We start from the raw sequence: 16,044 nt of genomic DNA on the forward strand, positions 1-16,044 counted from the left end.
TATTATGAACTAAATGATGCAGAATTTGCGCGACATATTTAACCGCGTGACCGGTCATAGGGCATTTCTGCCCGCAGCGGTCGGCGTGGTCGCGCTGGCGATCGGTATGCTGCTCGCGTTTGAACTTACGCGCAACATTATCAAAGTGCGCGGGCCCTATTTGATGGTGCTCGTCGCGATCATGATAACGCCGATTTTTGCATTTCGGTTTTTCGACCCGCACGAAGATTCGCGGCCGATCAGCATCTATTTCGTCGTGGTGGCGTTCTATTACATTCTGCTCGGTTCGCCCGACCTGGTCGTGTTTCTGCGAATGCTGATCATTGAAAGGCTTGCACCAGGCGCGATCAAGAATCTGGTTTTGGGTTTCATGGCGTTTTCGGGCCTCGCGGGCATGCTGCACTATGCCCTGAAACTCTGGCTGCCTAGCGATGAGCCGCAGGGCAAGTTCTTATCTGTACCGCCGCTGAAATTTGCCGTGTATGCGTTGCTGCAGATATTCTATCTGAACCTTGCGGTTACAATTGCGCGCGAAAGATTTGGTATCACCACCATTTTTAGTTAAGAGCTAACAGGTTCCTTCAAAGGAACCTGTTAGCTCTTAATGAAATCTTGTTTTGGCCGCGTTTTCTTTTCGCCAGGCCGAAATTTTCGCATGGTTGCCCGACAGCAAGATTTCAGGTACTTTATGGCCACGCCAGTCTTCGGGGCGGGTGTATTGCGCGTGCTCAAAGTGCGGCCGACCCGTGTCGGCGCTATTTTCTGAAGCCGCTTCATCGAACGATTCATGCTGCAGTGACTCGCTGTTGCCCATAAAACCGGGCAGGCGCCTTGCGACGGCGTCGATAATCGTGAGCGCCGCGGGTTCACCACCTGATAGAACAAAGTTACCCAGCCTCACGCTCTCGTTCGCGACATGCTCAGCCACGCGCTCGTCGACGCCCTCATAATGGCCGCAGATCAGCGTGATGCTCTTGTACCGAGCCACATAGTCACGCACCAACTGTTGGTCGAAAAGTTTGCCCCGGGCAGCGAGCAAGGCCACATGCGTGTCAGGTTCAGTGGCGCGAATCAATTCGACCGCGAGCGCGATCGGTTCGACCATCATGACCATGCCGGCGCCACCCCCATAGGGCGTGTCGTCGACTTTGCGGTGTTTGCCTTCGGCGAAGTCACGGGGATTTATCAGGTTCACGGTTACGGTGCCCGACGCGACAGCTTTACCGAGCAGTGAAGATTTTAGCGGACTTTCGAAAAACTCAGGAAACAGCGTGACGATATGAAACTTCATGCTTCGGCAAAGGCTTTCCATTCTGAGAGCGTGACTTCGTTTCGTGAGACATCCACATTCTGCCAATGCGGATATTCAAGCGGCAGTTCTAAGCGGCGCGTAAGCAGGGTTTGGCCGGGCAGAGGCTCAAGCGTGACGAGTGTGTTCTGGCCGAGCTCTTCGACCGCGGTGATACGCGCAAATGGTGTTGTGCTTTCGGCATCGCGAACCGCAAGGCCGATCATCTCGAAAAACCAAAGGTCAGAAAGGTGTTCTGGTTCACCCTTTCGGGCGGCGGCGGCGAGCTCTGAGAGTTCACTGCGCGGCACTGCGATGAGCAGGTTGGTGAGCGTGGCGGCCTGATCGCGGTCGGCGAGGCCTTCAAACGTGACACGTGCAACCTCACCTTTTGCGGGGTCGCAGCGTTTCAGTCTTATGGATTTGGATGCTGATTCTGCTGCAATAATCATTGCATTGCCGGCAGCGGGGCAGAGGTGCACGGTCTTACCGGTGAATGCGCGTAAATTCTCGCCTGTACGATCGACGTGCAATTGGCCCTGAACGCCATGCGGCCGCCCTACGCGGCCCAGAACTACCAGTGGGTTGCCGTTCAGGTCGGGGAGAATGAGGCTATGCCTCGTCGACAATCTCGAGCAGAACTTTTTGGTAACGCTCTTCGCGCCCGTCGTCGAGAATGATTTTTTTTACAGAGATCGCGTTCAGCAGCACGCGAACGGCTTTGGCGATGCGGCCGCCTTTACCGATGATCATGCCGATGTCGTCTTTGTTGACGCGCAACTCAAGAATCAGCGATGCGGGGCTTTTGACAGGCAGCACCTGAACGTCGTCGGGGTTACGCACAAGGCTGCGCGCAATGTATTCAACGAGCGATGCCGGGTCTGAGTTACGCGCTTCTGTCATGGTCGGTTCTGCTTATTTCGCCGCGCGCTTTGCTTTCGCTTTTTCGTTCAAGCGTTTTTGCTTTGCACCGTCTTTGATTGCCTTGGCTTCTGCGAATGGCTTCCAGATGCCGGCTTTTGAGAGCAGGGTTTTTACCGTATCTGACGGCTGAGCACCTTTGCTGAGCCATGTCTGAATTTTTTCTTTCTCGAGGCGAACCTGGCCGCCTTCTTTGACGAGCGGGTGGTAAAGACCCACGATTTCAAGAAACTTACCGTCGCGCTTCACAGACGACGAGGTCGCAACTATGCGATAAAAAGGCCGCTTTTTGGTACCATAGCGTTGCAGCCGGAGTTTGACAGTCATGGGTTAAAACCGGTCATTTAGACATAGCGTCAAATGAAACTTGGCCTCTGGGGCTGCGCGGCAGGTCGCAAAACGACGAATTTCAGGAAAAGTTCCGCGATTTTCGAAGCGCAAATCGCTCTATGAACGGGCTGAGGCCCGCTTTTCCCGAATTTCGTCGTTTTGCAATAGCTCCAAAATTTCGAATATGGCGACCTGCCGCGCAGCCCCTTCTAGTTCGCCTTCTCGACGCTTTCAACCCTGACATAGCAGCCATCGAGCCATTTTCCCGGCACGCCACCCGGTGAAACTGCGCCTTCAATGACAACCTTCGAGCCATTGCCCAGGTCTGCCCCTGAATTGCTCCCGATCTTCAAATCGCTCTCTTTATATCCGTTTTTGAGCTTCTCAACCCGGTTCTTGCCAGAGCCCACACGAAACGAGGCCCGCACCAGCGCCCCGGCACGATTCGGCTTTTCATGCACGTCGACGAACATGGTGTCGCTGATCATCGCACTTTTGGGTGTCGCCAAAAAACCTGTAAACGAAACGCGGTGGTATTTTACGTACTTGCGCTCGTCGTAAAACGGGCCGAACGCCTCAGTACAGACTTTGTCAATCGTTGTCGCCTCGAGAGGCGGTTGCGGCTCTTTTGAACACGCAGACGCGAGCAGCGCACCCGCGGCGCAGAGCATCAGAGTGATTTTTTTCATGGCGCTGAACCGCTGCAACGCCTTCAGAATGTCAATGAGGATTCAGGCCCGACATGGTCATGGGTAGTTTTACAACCGGCGCGCAAAACCTTTACGCGGTCTTTCGCCGATTCGCGTCTACCGGGCACGCATATGCAAACTCTGCAACAACCCGAACTTCTGCTCTTTGACCTCGGCGGCGTTATCATCGAGGTCGACACGACCGGCCTCAGGGCACTCGGCGAAAAAGGTAAATCAGACATCGACCTTTGGGAAACCTGGCTCACCTGCGAAGCCGTGCAGCTCTATGAATCGGGAAAAATCTCAGAGGCCGATTTTGCAGAGGGCGTGCTCAAAGCGTTTTCGTCACCGATGCCGGCCGATGAGTTTCTGAGATCCTTCTCTGCCTGGCCAACCGGGCTTTACGACGGCGCCGCAGATCTCTTGCGATTACTCAGAAAACACTACAAGTTAGCGTACCTTTCGAACTCCAACTCATTGCATTACCCACGATTTCAGAATGAATGGCATATCGACACATTCTTTGACTACCATTTTGCTTCTTTCAAAATGGGGTACGTAAAACCTCACGCCGACATTTTTCAGGCGGTGCTCGAAGTGTTGCCATTTGAAGCGAGCCAGATTTTCTTTGTCGATGACAACAGGCTGAACGTTGATATGGCGAGGTCGCTCGGCATGCGCGCCGAGATTGTACGCGGCGTCGCAGAATTGCATGAAGTCTTGCAACGCCATAAGATTCTGCAAAATGCAGGTACCCATGGGTAAAACTGGATACATATTGCTGGCGCTGCTCGCCATAAGCGCAGGCGTCGTCTATTTCTTGATCGAAAGCCGGGGGTTGAGAACGCAATATGAATCTGGTATTCGGCGCATGCAGAAGTCGACGCCCGCCGCTGCGGGCACAGTAACAGAAAGGGATATTCAAGATCTGCCGACACTCGTGCAGAAATATCTCAGGGTAGCCGGTGCTGTTGGTCGCGAAAAAATCCGCAATTTTCGCGTTGTCTGGGATGGCGCACTACGCAGCGATAAATCAGGCCCTTGGATGTCCGCTGTAATACTTCAAGAGAACTTTTTCAACGACTATTCTCGCGATTTCTACCTCACGGCCTTCATGAAAGGATTGCCGGTTTCGGTCTGGCATTCGTACCAAAATCAGCAGGCAACCATGCAGGTGAAAATCGCCTCACTCATATCTATTGTCGATCTGAAAGGCGAAGAGCTGACTATTGCGGAGACCGTCACCTTATTCAACGACATGTGCCTGCTCGCGCCCGCGGCACTGATCGATAAACGTATTCGCTGGCGTACGGTCGATGCGCAGCACGTTGAAGCCACTTTCACCAATGGAAAATACAGCATCAAAGCCCGGCTGAAGTTCAGAGAGAATGGCGAACTGATTGATTTCATCTCTGATGATCGTTACTATCTGACGGCCGAGAACAAGTTACGCCGCGAGCGTTGGTCAACACCTGTTAGTGAATACCGTGAATTTGCGGGTAGGCGTGTCGTTTCACGCGGTGAGGCGATTTGGCATCTGAACGAAGGCGCGTTTACCTATGGCAGGTTTCTGCTAAAGAGTATTGAGTATAACGTGATGCCGAACTGATATGAGGTACGTATCACCAATAGCTGTCAATTTCAAACCGGAAGCAATGTAGGCTGCGCAGAAAGGGCCAGCCGCCGCCATTTTCGGCGTAGATTTGTATTTCTTCTGTAAAGCGAATGCCTTCCCACGTGAGCTTCTGGTTTGAAACGAAGCCATTGCTATGTTTTTCCATAGCCAAGGAATCCAGATAGAGCTCTAACGCAAGCCGCACAAATGCCGTCAGGGTCAATCCCAACTCCATGGCCGCAAGACGAATAATCTTCTCATCATCGCCATAAAGACACATCATGTGCCGGTGCGTATTCTGCGCAATCTCAAGCCCCCGCCTGACGCCGGCAGTCGCCGTCTCCAATCTTGCAGTCCACCGCAACGAGCATTTACGCGCAAGCCGCAGAACGCAGTACCGGGAAATTGTTGAATAGGTACGGCGCCGCTGCCACGCCGTTATTTTGATGCGGTTCCAATGTTTGGGCGCGAGGCGAATCTCCAGAACATTGTTGATTTGAACGTTGCTCTGTTCTAAAAAACGCGGTTGTCTGCTGAATCTCATAGGTTCTCTAACCAATAAATACCAGAAAACGCTCCGTTTTTCTCATTCTGAGCGCGAAAAAACGCCGCCCGAGATCATTTCTTTCGCAATCCCAAACTTCTTTTCGCCGTGTCTCTGCTGTGGCCTCGGGGTATATGTATCCTGCAATTGCCGGGGTTGAAATAGAAGAGCGAAAAATCCGCACGACAGACGGCTATACGCTCAGCGTCAAATGCGCGGGGCCGGCCGATGGCCAGCCCATTGTTTTTTTGCATGGATTTCCCGAGTTCTGGTATGGGTGGCGTAAACAAATCGGCTATTTCGTCGCCAAGGGCTATCGGGTTGTCGTGCCTGACCAGCGTGGTTACAATGATAGCGACAAGCCCGAACGCATCGCCGAATATTCGATCGTGCAGCTCTCTGAAGATGTTGCGGCGATCGTGCGCCAGCTGAAACTCGCAGAGACGGTTCTCGTCGGGCACGATTGGGGCGCGGCTGCGGCATGGCAGGCGGCGATTCGCCACCCGGCGCTTTTTTCGCGTCTGGTGATTCTCAATGTGCCGCACCCACGCGCCATGGTCAAAACGCTTTTCACGAATTTTAACCAGCTGATGAAAAGCTGGTATATGTTTTTCTTTCAGCTACCCGTTGTACCTGGTTGGTTAGCGGCGTTAGATGGTTACGAGCGCTTTGCCGAAGGTATGCGCAGCACAGCTAACGAAGGGTCTTTCACTGATGAAGACCTGTTGGCGTATCGAGAGGCGTGGCAGAAACCGCAGGCATTCGACTCAATGGTAAACTGGTACCGGGCTGCCTTCAGACATCCCGATCTTTCGGCGCAGCAGTCCGTCGAGGTGCCGACACTGATTCTCTGGGGCAAGGGCGATCGCTTTCTCGAAGCGGCGATGGCGACCGAAAGCCTGCAATACTGCCGCAGCGCACGCGTGAAATATTTTGAGAAGGCCACGCACTGGCTGCAGCACGACGAACCAGACGCCGTTAACGCCGAGATCGAAAAATTCATTCAAGGTTAACCATGCACAATTCTGTTCTCAGTCGCGTCAAGCCACACCCCGAAGGCGGTTTTGCACACGATTTCAAAGACAAGATTATGACGGGCATCGGCGCTACGGCCGATCATTTTTTGCGCACCTTTCTTTCGACGCGCGTGCTCATCAGTAATGTACCGGTGATTCCGCAGGTGATGCGGCCAGAATACCGTAAGCAGTGGGATTTCTACGCCAGCCCGAAATTTATCGCTGAGCCGCAGTCTTTTTTTCTGAAGCCTGAACCCGGCGAACCCGTGGTGCGGCCTGCAGACCCGATGCCGTTACCTATTCACGATGCCATCTTTGAAGACATTTTGTTTCCGAGCGAGTTTCAGCCGTTAAACCCGCAGTACCACGCTGGAGATATTTTTCCGATGCCGCAGGCTGCTTCATGCGCGCGCTATATCCGCCATAAGACAGGCGATAGACCCACGATCATTGTGGTGCACGGTTACGTGCTCGATGGCTATAATTTTAATGCAAGGCTCTTTGAAGTTGCCAAATTCTTCAGGCTGGGTTTTAACGTACTCATGTACACGATGCCCTACCATGGTCCGCGCAAGGCAAAGAATGCGCGTTTCAGCGGCGACGGTTTCATGTTTTTTGACGTTGCCCGCATCGCTGAAAACGTGCGCTGGTCGGTTCACGACCTGACTCGCTACGTCGATTTTCTTGAATCGCGCTCGAAAATGCCGATCGGCATGATGGGCTTTTCACTCGGCGGGTTTCATACCGCGCTCATGGCTTCGCTCGACAAGCGCCTTGCGTTTGCGATACCGGTGGTACCGGTGATTACCCTCTTTAATGTCATTCTGCAGTGGCAACCAAGCGCAGCGGTGATAAAAGGATTTCTGAAAGTGCTTTCGCTGAATGTTGATGAAATCAACCAGCTGCTTTTACCGGTTTCGCCGCTTGCGCGCCCCCCGGCAATCGACCACGAACGCCTCTTGATCATCGCCGGTACGGCTGACCGCATGGCGCATCCCGATCATGCGCACAGCCTTTGGCACCACTGGAAGCACCCGAAGATCTACTGGTTTCCCGGCAACCACCTCGTGCATTTCGAAAAGACTCATTACATGCGCCAGGTCGTGAGTTTCTTGAGGGGATTAAGGCTCTATTAGCGCGGGGCGAATGGCAGACTGCACGGCCTCGCCCGGTTGAAAAAATAGCGGCCGCTTTCGGGACTTTCAGGCTCTCAGTTACGAGGGAAATGATGCGCCGAATTCTGATCATTCTGGTTGTGGCGGCAGGCTTCTCTTGCGCAGGCCAAAATGGGGATATCGATACGATACAGCAGCTGCCACCGATTGGCAGGTTGACCCCCAATCTTACGAACCCGGGCAATTACGCAAACCAGACAGTGCCTGCATATATCACGAAGGTCGACAATTCTAACCCTGTCACAGACGCCGGGGCTTTTCTCGGGCGAATTCTCTTTTATGACAGATTATTGTCAGCCAACAATTCGACATCGTGCAGTAGCTGCCATCATCAGAATCTGGCCTTCAGCGATGCGCCCAGAGCAAGCCGCGGCGCCAACGGCCCGACGAGCAGACACTCCATGAGGCTGGTCAATGTGCGATTTGCCAATGATACGCGCTTCTTTTGGGATAAGCGCGCCGCGTCGCTTGAAGAACAGACCACCATGCCTATTCGTGACCATGCAGAGATGGGTTTTAGCGGCGCGAACGGTGATCCCGATATTTCTGTGCTGCTCGATCGCATGCGGGCGACTCCATATTATGCAAATCTATTTCGCGATGCTTTTGGTACGAGCGAGATCACCGAGCAGCGGCTGCAATTGGCTCTGGGCCAGTTTATTCGCAGCATACAATCGTTTGATTCGCGCTTCGACCAGGGGCGCGCTCAGGTCACCGATGACTTTTCAGACTTTCCGAATTTTTCCACCCAGGAAAATCTCGGCAAATCTCTTTTCATGCAGCAACCGTTCGGGTTAGGGCCCTCTGGCAGAACTGGCGGTGGTTTAGGCTGCAATCAATGCCACGTCGCTCCCGAATTCGATATTTCGTCTGTGGGTAACAATGGCGCTATCGGCGCGATAGGCGGCGGCAATGATTTCAACGCAACGCGGTCACCGACCCTGCGCGATCTGGTCAATGCCAACGGAAATGCGAATGGGCCGATGATGCATGACGGCTCGCACGCCACGCTCGATGCAATGGTCGACCATTACAATGCGATTCCGGCTGCATTTAACCCGCAGCTTGACTTTCGCCTGCAGCTCTCGGGATTTCCGCAGCGCCTCAACATGACTGCAGATGAGAAGGCAGCGCTCATCGCCTTTTTGAAAACCCTGACGGGCAATGCCATATATACCGACACTCGCTGGTCGAATCCGTTCGGGCCGCCACCGGGGCGCTAGTCGAGGTAAGGCCTCAGCCAGCGTTCCATTTCACCGACTGGCTTGCCCTTGCGCGCTGCGTAGTCTTCGAGTTGGTCGCGGTCGATCTTGCCGACAGCGAAATACTTTGATTCGGGGTGCGCGAAATAGAGCCCGCTCACTGAAGAAGGCGGGGTCATCGCGAAGCTCTCTGTCAGGTTGATACCTGTGTTCTTTTCAACGGCGAGCCAGTCGAACAGCGTGCGCTTCTCGGTATGGTCAGGTGATGCCGGGTAGCCGGGGGCCGGGCGAATACCAATGTACTCCTCTTTGATGAGCCCTTCGATATCGAGTTTTTCATCGGGTACGTTGCCCCAGGTGTGCTTGCGCACCAGTTCGTGCGCATATTCGGCAAAGGCTTCGGCAAACCTGTCGGCGAGCGCCTTCACCATAATCGCAGAATAGTCGTCGTTCTTCTTTTCGAACTGCGCCGCATATTCGCCGGCGCCGTCACCGGCGGTTACTGCAAAGCCACCGATGTAGTCCCGCTCTTGAATGTAGTCGGCGAGGCAGAAATAGACCTGCTCGTTATCCTTCTTTTTTTGCTGGCGCAGAAAGTGTAATTTGTGCAGAACTTTTTCCCGATTCTCATCTGCATAGACTATCACGTCGTCACCGTCCCTGCGGCAGGGGAATATGCCCACGACTCCGCGCGGCGTGAATGGCTTATCGCGCAGAATTTGCGCGAGCACTTTCTGAGCATCGTTGAAGAGTTTCGTTGCCTCGGCCCCGACAACTTCGTCTTTGAGTATGCGCGGGTATCTGCCTCTGAGCTCCCACGCCATAAAGAAGGGTGACCAGTCGATGTAGGGCACAAGATCGCCGAGGCGAACATTGTCGAGCAGAGTGATGCCGAGTTTGTTGGGCACCTTGACCGGCGCGGGCTGCAGTTGTGGGGCGAGCGCGCGTGCGTCTGGCAATGACAGAAACTGGCGGTCTTTTTTACCGCTCAGATAGTCTTCACGAATCTGCGTCTGCTCGGCAGAAATTTCACTCACATACTTGTCGCGCATGTCTTCGCTGAGCAGCCGGCCGAGTACACCTGTGACCAGCGACGCATCGGGAACATGCACGACCGGGTGGTCATACGCGGGCACGATTTTAACCGCGGTATGCGCAGCCGAGGTCGTGGCGCCGCCAATGAGAAGTGGTTGCGTGAAGCCGCCTTTTTTCATTTCGCTCGCCACATAGACCATTTCGTCGAGCGAAGGAGTGATAAGACCTGAGAGGCCGATCACGTCGGCGTTTATTTCACGCGCTTTTTCGAGAATCTTGTCGCAAGGCACCATGACGCCCATATCATGCACATCGTAGTTATTGCACGCAAGCACTACGCCGACGATATTCTTGCCGATATCGTGCACGTCACCTTTGACGGTCGCCATCAGTACTTTCGTTTGCGCACTGCTCGCACCCGAAGCGGCTTTTTCTGCTTCCATGAAGGGCAAAAGATAAGCAACCGCCTTTTTCATGACGCGCGCTGATTTAACGACCTGCGGCAGAAACATTTTGCCCGCGCCGAAGAGTTCGCCGACGACACGCATGCCACCCATGAGTGGGCCTTCGATCACGCGCAGGGTGGGTTGGTACTTGAGGCGCAGCTCTTCGACATCCTGATCGACGAACTGGTCGATGCCCTTGACGAGCGCATGTTTGATGCGCTCTTCAGGGGTGTTCTCACGCCATGTCAGGTCTTCTTTGACCTGCTCTTTGCCGCCGCTCTTGTATTTGTCGGCGACGGCGAGCAATCTTTCGGTCGCGTCAGACCTGCGGTTGAGAATGACATCCTCAACGAGATCTTTCAGCTCTGGCGGAATATCTTCGTAAACCGCGAGCATGCCCGCGTTGACGATACCCATGTCCAGACCTGCCTGAATCGCATGGTAAAGAAAAACAGAGTGGATTGCTTCGCGTACTGCATTGTTGCCGCGAAAAGAGAACGACACGTTACTGACGCCGCCCGAAACATAACAGCCCGGGCACTCTTTCTTAATGCGCCGGGTCGCGTTAATGAAATCGACAGCATAGTTATTGTGCTCTTCTATGCCGGTGGCGACGGTCAGAATATTCGGGTCGAAAATAATATCGCTCGGCGACACGCCCGCTTTTTCTGTGAGCAATTTGTAAGCGCGCGTGCAGATGCGAACTTTGTCATCTTCGGTAGCGGCCTGGCCCTGTTCGTCGAAGGCCATGACGACCATTGCGAAGCCATATTCTTTCACGATCTTGGCTTGTTCGAGAAATTTATCCTCACCTTCTTTGAGGCTGATCGAATTGACGATGCCCTTGCCCTGCACACACTTAAGGCCGGCCTGAATCACCGACCATTTCGAAGAGTCGATCATGATCGGCACGCGCGCGATGTCGGGTTCAGAGGCGATGAGGTTCAAGAAGCGAGTCATCGACGCTTCGCCGTCGAGCAGCGCTTCGTCAAAGTTCACGTCGATGATGTTCGCGCCGGCGAACACCTGCTGGCGCGCAACGTCGAGCGCTTCGTCAAATTTATCTTCGAGAATGAGTTTTTTGAACTTCGGCGAGCCGGTGACGTTCGTGCGCTCGCCGATCATGAGAAAGCCGGTGCTGCCATCTACGTTCAAGGGTTCGAGACCGGCCAGGTGCAGTCCGGTCGGTTCGAGCGCCTCACCGCCCGGTGCCTTGGCACTCGCTCCCTGAGGTGCTCGAAGGGAGCGCGCTGAGCGTGGCTTCTCTATCGCAACCCTCTTCACCATTTCGCGAATGTGGTCAGGCGAGGTGCCGCAGCAACCGCCGGCGATGTTTAGCAGACCGTCTTTGGCGAAGACCGCGAGGTCTGAGGCAAACATCGCGGGTGTTTCGTCATAACCGCCGAATGCATTCGGTAGGCCCGCGTTGGGGTAACACGAGATCATCACGTCAGAAACACGCGCCAGCGATTGCAGGTGCGGCTTCATGTCTTTTGCACCGAGAGCGCAGTTAATACCGATCGAAAGCGGGTTCGCGTGGCGCACAGAATTGAAGAAAGCCTCAGCCGTCTGCCCCGAAAGTGTGCGGCCCGAGGCGTCGGTGATCGTGACAGAAATGGAAACCGGTACACGGTAGCCGACTTCTGCAAATGCTTCTTCAAACGCGACGATCGCAGCTTTCACGTTTAGCGTATCGAGATTGGTTTCGGGTAGCAGCAGGTCGACACCGGCTTCGAGCAGCGCGAGCGTCTGTTCTTTGAAGCAGGCCTTCAGCTCATCGAATGTCGTCGCGCGATATGCGGGGTTGTTCACATCGGGCGAAATCGATGCGGTTTTCGTTGTCGGCCCGAGCGCACCCGCAATAAAAATCTTTCTCGGCGCCTGTGCTGAGCTTGTCGAAGCATAAAATGCCTCGCGCGCGTCGGCGACGCATTTCACCGCAGCGAGATTGAGTTCGCGCACGAGGTGCTCGAGTTTATAATCCCCCTGAGAGATGCTGTTGCTGCTGAAAGAATTTGTTTCAATGATGTCGGCGCCCGCATCGATGTATTCGCGGTGAATAGCAGTGATGACGTCGGGCCGCGTGAGGCAGAGCAGGTCAGAGTTGCCCTTGAGCGGTATTTCGTGCTTCGTCAGATCTGGTATGCCGGGGGCGGATTTCTCATTGTTACGATAATCGGCCTCAGTTAAATTCTGCCGCTGTATCATCGTGCCCATGGCACCGTCGAGAATCAGAATGCGTTCGCTGAGCGCGGCGCGAATTTCGGCTTCAGTGTATTTGGGCATGCATCGATATATTGTAATGTATCGATGCGTTGTAAAGCAGGATAGAAAACGCTGCGGGGGCGTTAGGCCCCCGCAGCGCTGCCGTCAGGCGTCGGGTTTTTTGTCAGCTGGCTTTTTTGTGTCGCAGTGACCTTTTTTGCACTTGCCTGATTTGCAGGCCTTCTTGCATTTTTCGTCTTCGCACTTCTTGCAGCACTCATCGGCTTTCGCCTTGTCTTTGCCGTCGCAGCACGAATGCTTGCCATCTTTGTGGTCACAGTCCGTACAACAGTCCTTCTGATCGCAGCAATCGCCACGGTCATGACCCGCATGTTGGCCTTTTTTACCGTGGCCATCGTGATGGTCAGCAAAGGCCATGTTCAGGGGCAGCGCGAATGCAGCCACCGCCAGTAATTGAATCAGTAGTTTCATAAATCCTCCAAAAGAAAAAAGTATTTTTTGTAAGGGGAGGACTAAAAAGTCACCGCTCAGGCGAAAACGCTGCATTTGCCTGCGGCAAATACACGCGAAACGACCTATTCAGGCCAGTTTCCGCCTGCGCGCCGCGCCCGTTGAGCGCGGTTCGCGACTTTTTAGACCTCCCCCACTTGCGGCGGAAGGTTCGGCGGGGCAATGGTTAATGAAATTAAGATAGCGTCTACGTTTTCAATGGGCAGCGTCACCCGGGCGGGGCGTGAAAAGGCGAATAGCGCCTGCGACTGTGCCGGGTTATAGCAATGCAGTGTGCAGCAGGGTTTGGCTTTCTCTTTACCTGAGCCGGCTTGGTCGCCTTCAGCAGGTTGGTTGCCCTTTTCGGAATGGCAGCTTTTTTTTGCAGTTGAAACCGTTTCGCTGCCGGTCGCGCATGGGTACAGACTGACCGCCCCGAACAGAAAGATAGCTGCGGAGATAAGCCAAGTGCAGGCCTTTATCTTGCTTCTCACCTTGGGTCAACTTATCAGAATTCAGTGCTGGCGGCAATTAAGTTTACGCTTCAGGCGTCGAATTATGCCTCTTCGCATGGGCCAGCTGAAAACGGATTCTGCCCAATGAAGGTGTAGCCATGCAAAGCCGCCGCAAAAAAGAAAAAACTCCCCCGCCGCTCTATGACCGGGCAGTTGCGCTCGCAGCACGCCGCCTGCGCAGTGCGTCCGAATTAAAGAAGAAGCTTGTGGGCGAAGGTTATGACGAAGACGAAGTCGATGTAGCATTGCAGCGGCTAGGCGAAGTACACCTCATCGACGACAACCTCGTCGCGCACTCGATCTCGCGCCGTTATGCGGACCGCGGCAACCGCTTCATTGTGCAGAAAATGAAAGAGAAGGGCGTCGCCGCTGAACAAGAGTCGGCAATCGAGAACCTCGCTGATGAATACGAGCGTGCGCTCGCGGCGGGCCAGAAGAAACTGCGCAGCCTCGGCAAATTTGAGCCAAGAGTGCAGGGGCAGAAGCTCTACCAGCACCTGGCAATGCGCGGCTTTGCGGGGTCGGTTGTTCAAAAGGTTGTGCGCGAACTGACTCGCCTCGACGATATTGAATGACCCCTTTGGGCCTTTCTCTCATTGCGTGCTGAAGCGATAGGTGATTTCGAGTTGGCCTTCAACTTTTCTGCCCGGTTCGTATTGCAGAATGATCTCGCGGCCACTGTAGTCGATTTCAGCCGCCGCCGGTGCAATGCCGCGCGGCATACCCGCCACCACGACCGGAATCAGATATAACGTCTTCAGTGGCTGCTCATTGCCCGGGGCGAGCAGATGTAGCCGCGCCTCGCCCGAAAGCAGGCCATGGACCCTGACTTCAAACGATTCAACGCCTGCGGGCAGCTGCACTTTCAGCGTGCGCGGCTTTTCCGCATCGTCGATCACGAGCGATTTTTCGCGGCACGCAGTAACCAAGAGCACCGCCGAAAGCAGAACTAGATGAAAACGCAGCATGGGGTATGCTGCCACATGGCGATGCGCGGACAAATGTTTTGCCTCGTTCATGAGGCATGCCTTTCGGCCGCCGCACAACGTTTTGAGAATGAACCGTCAGGGTGCCGCGGTATTCAGTCGCCCTATGAGGTCAGCCTCAGACAACTTGCGTATCGAGCCGAATGCATATGACGGTGCCTGGCCCAAGGGTGTGCCCGAACCCAGGCCAACATAGACGTCACCCTGTGTTCCCATGACCATAAAATTGAGAATGTTCCAAAAATTATTCGCATAGACTTTTTCGGCCATGCGCACCTTGCCGTCGGGCGAGAATAGGGCCGATGTGAGCGGGCTGTCCATAGATGAACCTGATATCAAAATGCGTTGGCTCGGCAGAATCTCGACGCGCGCCGTGTAGGTGCCTTGCCCCACGTCTATGATGGCCGAACGTGTGCCGTTAGGTTCAATGCAAATCAGAAAGGCTGCAGGCAGGCGCAAGGTCTTCTTGCCAAAGCGCACTCCCTGGTCGGCCGACCAGCCAAGCACCCACGTTTTACCCGCTGCGTTGATAGCAAGATCATAAGCATGATCGAGGGTCGGGCTGATAACCCTGTGCTTAAAGATAATTTTCTTCTTTGGTGAAAGTTTTATCACAAAGACATCGCGATCGCCGAATTCGCTCTGCAGGTTGACGTCAACGTAGCCGGTTGCCACCACATTACCGTCTGCATCGAATCGTATTGCGCGGGCGACGCCGCTGTTTTCGGCATAGTTGTATGTCCAGAGCCTTTCACCTTTGGCATTCAGCTTAACCACCGAAAAGCCATTCAGGTTCGCCGCGACGTATGAGTTGCCTACTCTGTCGGTGACTACTGAGTAGCCCCAGTTCTGCATGCTCGGGCCTTCGGGGGCGAAATCGTTTTTCCAGATCAAATTTGCTTTTTCGTCAACGAGTGCAACAACCATACGGTGTATCACCGTCGCTTGTGGGGCAACTGGTGCTTCTGAGCGCATACCAGAAAGAATAAAGCCACCGTGCGGAAACTTAGCAATTCCCGTGTAATAATCCATCAGTCCCCTTGGCAAATAATGGCGACCTTTGAGCTCGCCGGCCTGCGTGCGCGTTTCGAGTAGCGCGCCGCAAAGACCAGAGCCCGCGGAGGTGACCAAATCACCGTGCACTACCGCAGATTGTGACGCGACGTTCAGCAGAACATCGGGCGCCCCCCAGGTGCCGGGTGGCAGCTCTGTACGATTGGCGGGGCAGGGTGACGCAGAAGGCTGGGCCGCAGAAGGCGGCGTGACAACGGGCGGTGCGGGGAAAATTTCTGGTACCGGATCTGGTGTGGGTGAGATGCTCGGTGGGGGCACCGGTTGTTCGGGCGCGCTAACAGGGGGCGTTGAAACCGGCAGGGTGGGACTCGCAGTTGCCGCCGGCGTCGGTGTCACGACTTCACCCTCTTGCACCGGTGATTCATCGCCCTGCGAACCCGTTGTGGTCTCTGCGCAGGCAGAAACCAGGACTGCAGCCACAAAAGTGCCACATAGCAAAAACAAGCGCAGCAGCCTCATAACGGTACCTTACCGCTCGGAGCGCAACAGTCCG

General features: G+C 54.5%; 18 protein-coding genes. 7 read left to right on the top strand and 11 right to left on the bottom strand.

Annotation, left to right across the window (positions count from 1 at the left end):
* Positions 1–13: 13 nt before the first annotated feature.
* Complete coding sequence (locus tag TURPA_RS10415; RefSeq protein ID WP_014803266.1) at positions 14–565, top strand: hypothetical protein; 552 nt, start codon at positions 14–16, stop codon at positions 563–565.
* 36 nt (positions 566–601) lie between these two features.
* On the opposite strand, the gene trmD is transcribed toward TURPA_RS10415, so the two are convergent.
* The 5 genes from trmD to TURPA_RS10440 all read right to left on the bottom strand — a co-directional run bounded on the left by trmD (position 602) and on the right by TURPA_RS10440 (position 3,228).
* Positions 602–1,291: a tRNA (guanosine(37)-N1)-methyltransferase TrmD gene (gene trmD / locus TURPA_RS10420; RefSeq protein ID WP_014803267.1), complete on the bottom strand. Its 690-nt coding sequence runs from the start codon at positions 1,289–1,291 to the stop codon at positions 602–604.
* Entirely contained in the window at positions 1,288–1,917 is a 630-nt protein-coding gene (locus TURPA_RS10425; protein ID WP_014803268.1) for a ribosome maturation factor RimM, read from the bottom strand. The genes trmD and TURPA_RS10425 overlap by 4 nt, the downstream gene beginning before the upstream one ends.
* The gene (locus TURPA_RS10430) at positions 1,901–2,191 is read right to left on the bottom strand and encodes a KH domain-containing protein (RefSeq protein WP_014803269.1); all 291 of its coding nucleotides are present in this window, start codon (positions 2,189–2,191) and stop codon (positions 1,901–1,903) included. Before TURPA_RS10430 ends, TURPA_RS10425 begins: the two co-directional genes overlap by 17 nt.
* A gap of 12 nt (positions 2,192–2,203) precedes the next feature.
* Entirely contained in the window at positions 2,204–2,536 is a 333-nt protein-coding gene (rpsP, locus tag TURPA_RS10435; protein ID WP_014803270.1) for a 30S ribosomal protein S16, read from the bottom strand.
* Between the two features lie 212 nt (positions 2,537–2,748).
* On the bottom strand, positions 2,749–3,228 hold the full coding sequence (locus TURPA_RS10440) for a hypothetical protein (protein WP_014803271.1): 480 nt from the start codon (positions 3,226–3,228) through the stop codon (positions 2,749–2,751).
* Positions 3,229–3,360: 132 nt separating this feature from the next.
* Here TURPA_RS10440 and TURPA_RS10445 point away from each other — a divergent pair, with 132 nt between their 5' ends.
* Positions 3,361–3,993, top strand: a complete 633-nt coding sequence (locus TURPA_RS10445; protein WP_014803272.1) for an HAD-IA family hydrolase — start codon at positions 3,361–3,363, stop codon at positions 3,991–3,993.
* The gene (locus TURPA_RS10450) at positions 3,986–4,837 is read left to right on the top strand and encodes a DUF6544 family protein (protein WP_014803273.1); all 852 of its coding nucleotides are present in this window, start codon (positions 3,986–3,988) and stop codon (positions 4,835–4,837) included. Before TURPA_RS10445 ends, TURPA_RS10450 begins: the two co-directional genes overlap by 8 nt.
* A gap of 13 nt (positions 4,838–4,850) precedes the next feature.
* On the opposite strand, the gene TURPA_RS23785 is transcribed toward TURPA_RS10450, so the two are convergent.
* Positions 4,851–5,126, bottom strand: coding sequence for a hypothetical protein (locus tag TURPA_RS23785; RefSeq protein ID WP_169314413.1), 276 nt, complete (start codon positions 5,124–5,126; stop codon positions 4,851–4,853).
* A 395-nt stretch (positions 5,127–5,521) separates the two neighbouring features.
* Here TURPA_RS23785 and TURPA_RS10460 point away from each other — a divergent pair, with 395 nt between their 5' ends.
* The 3 genes from TURPA_RS10460 to TURPA_RS10470 all read left to right on the top strand — a co-directional run bounded on the left by TURPA_RS10460 (position 5,522) and on the right by TURPA_RS10470 (position 8,801).
* Positions 5,522–6,400 carry an alpha/beta fold hydrolase gene (locus TURPA_RS10460; RefSeq protein ID WP_014803275.1) on the top strand — a complete coding sequence of 293 codons (879 nt, stop codon included), beginning with the start codon at positions 5,522–5,524 and terminating at the stop codon, positions 6,398–6,400.
* 2 nt (positions 6,401–6,402) lie between these two features.
* Positions 6,403–7,539, top strand: a complete 1,137-nt coding sequence (locus tag TURPA_RS21775; RefSeq protein ID WP_014803276.1) for an alpha/beta hydrolase family protein — start codon at positions 6,403–6,405, stop codon at positions 7,537–7,539.
* An 89-nt stretch (positions 7,540–7,628) separates the two neighbouring features.
* Entirely contained in the window at positions 7,629–8,801 is a 1,173-nt protein-coding gene (locus TURPA_RS10470) for a cytochrome-c peroxidase (protein WP_157210466.1), read from the top strand.
* Here the strand turns inward: TURPA_RS10470 and metH are convergent.
* The 3 genes from metH to TURPA_RS10485 form a co-directional block, all read right to left on the bottom strand.
* Positions 8,798–12,547: a methionine synthase gene (metH, locus tag TURPA_RS10475; protein WP_014803278.1), complete on the bottom strand. Its 3,750-nt coding sequence runs from the start codon at positions 12,545–12,547 to the stop codon at positions 8,798–8,800. The genes TURPA_RS10470 and metH overlap by 4 nt on opposite strands.
* 84 nt (positions 12,548–12,631) lie before the next feature.
* A complete protein-coding gene (locus tag TURPA_RS10480; protein ID WP_157210467.1) occupies positions 12,632–13,033 on the bottom strand; it encodes a hypothetical protein in 402 nt (133 codons plus the stop codon).
* A gap of 86 nt (positions 13,034–13,119) precedes the next feature.
* The gene (locus tag TURPA_RS10485) at positions 13,120–13,470 is read right to left on the bottom strand and encodes a hypothetical protein (protein ID WP_041948453.1); all 351 of its coding nucleotides are present in this window, start codon (positions 13,468–13,470) and stop codon (positions 13,120–13,122) included.
* A 119-nt stretch (positions 13,471–13,589) separates the two neighbouring features.
* Here TURPA_RS10485 and TURPA_RS10490 point away from each other — a divergent pair, with 119 nt between their 5' ends.
* Positions 13,590–14,066 (top strand): regulatory protein RecX, encoded by a 477-nt coding sequence (locus TURPA_RS10490; RefSeq protein ID WP_014803280.1) that lies wholly within the window; start codon positions 13,590–13,592, stop codon positions 14,064–14,066.
* Positions 14,067–14,084: 18 nt separating this feature from the next.
* On the opposite strand, the gene TURPA_RS10495 is transcribed toward TURPA_RS10490, so the two are convergent.
* Both TURPA_RS10495 and TURPA_RS10500 read right to left on the bottom strand, forming a co-directional pair.
* Positions 14,085–14,459: a hypothetical protein gene (locus TURPA_RS10495; RefSeq protein ID WP_041948454.1), complete on the bottom strand. Its 375-nt coding sequence runs from the start codon at positions 14,457–14,459 to the stop codon at positions 14,085–14,087.
* Positions 14,460–14,555: 96 nt separating this feature from the next.
* Entirely contained in the window at positions 14,556–16,010 is a 1,455-nt protein-coding gene (locus TURPA_RS10500) for an NHL repeat-containing protein (protein WP_014803282.1), read from the bottom strand.
* Positions 16,011–16,044: the final 34 nt, after the last annotated feature.

The organism is Turneriella parva DSM 21527 (assembly GCF_000266885.1).
Classification (GTDB): domain Bacteria; phylum Spirochaetota; class Leptospiria; order Turneriellales; family Turneriellaceae; genus Turneriella; species Turneriella parva.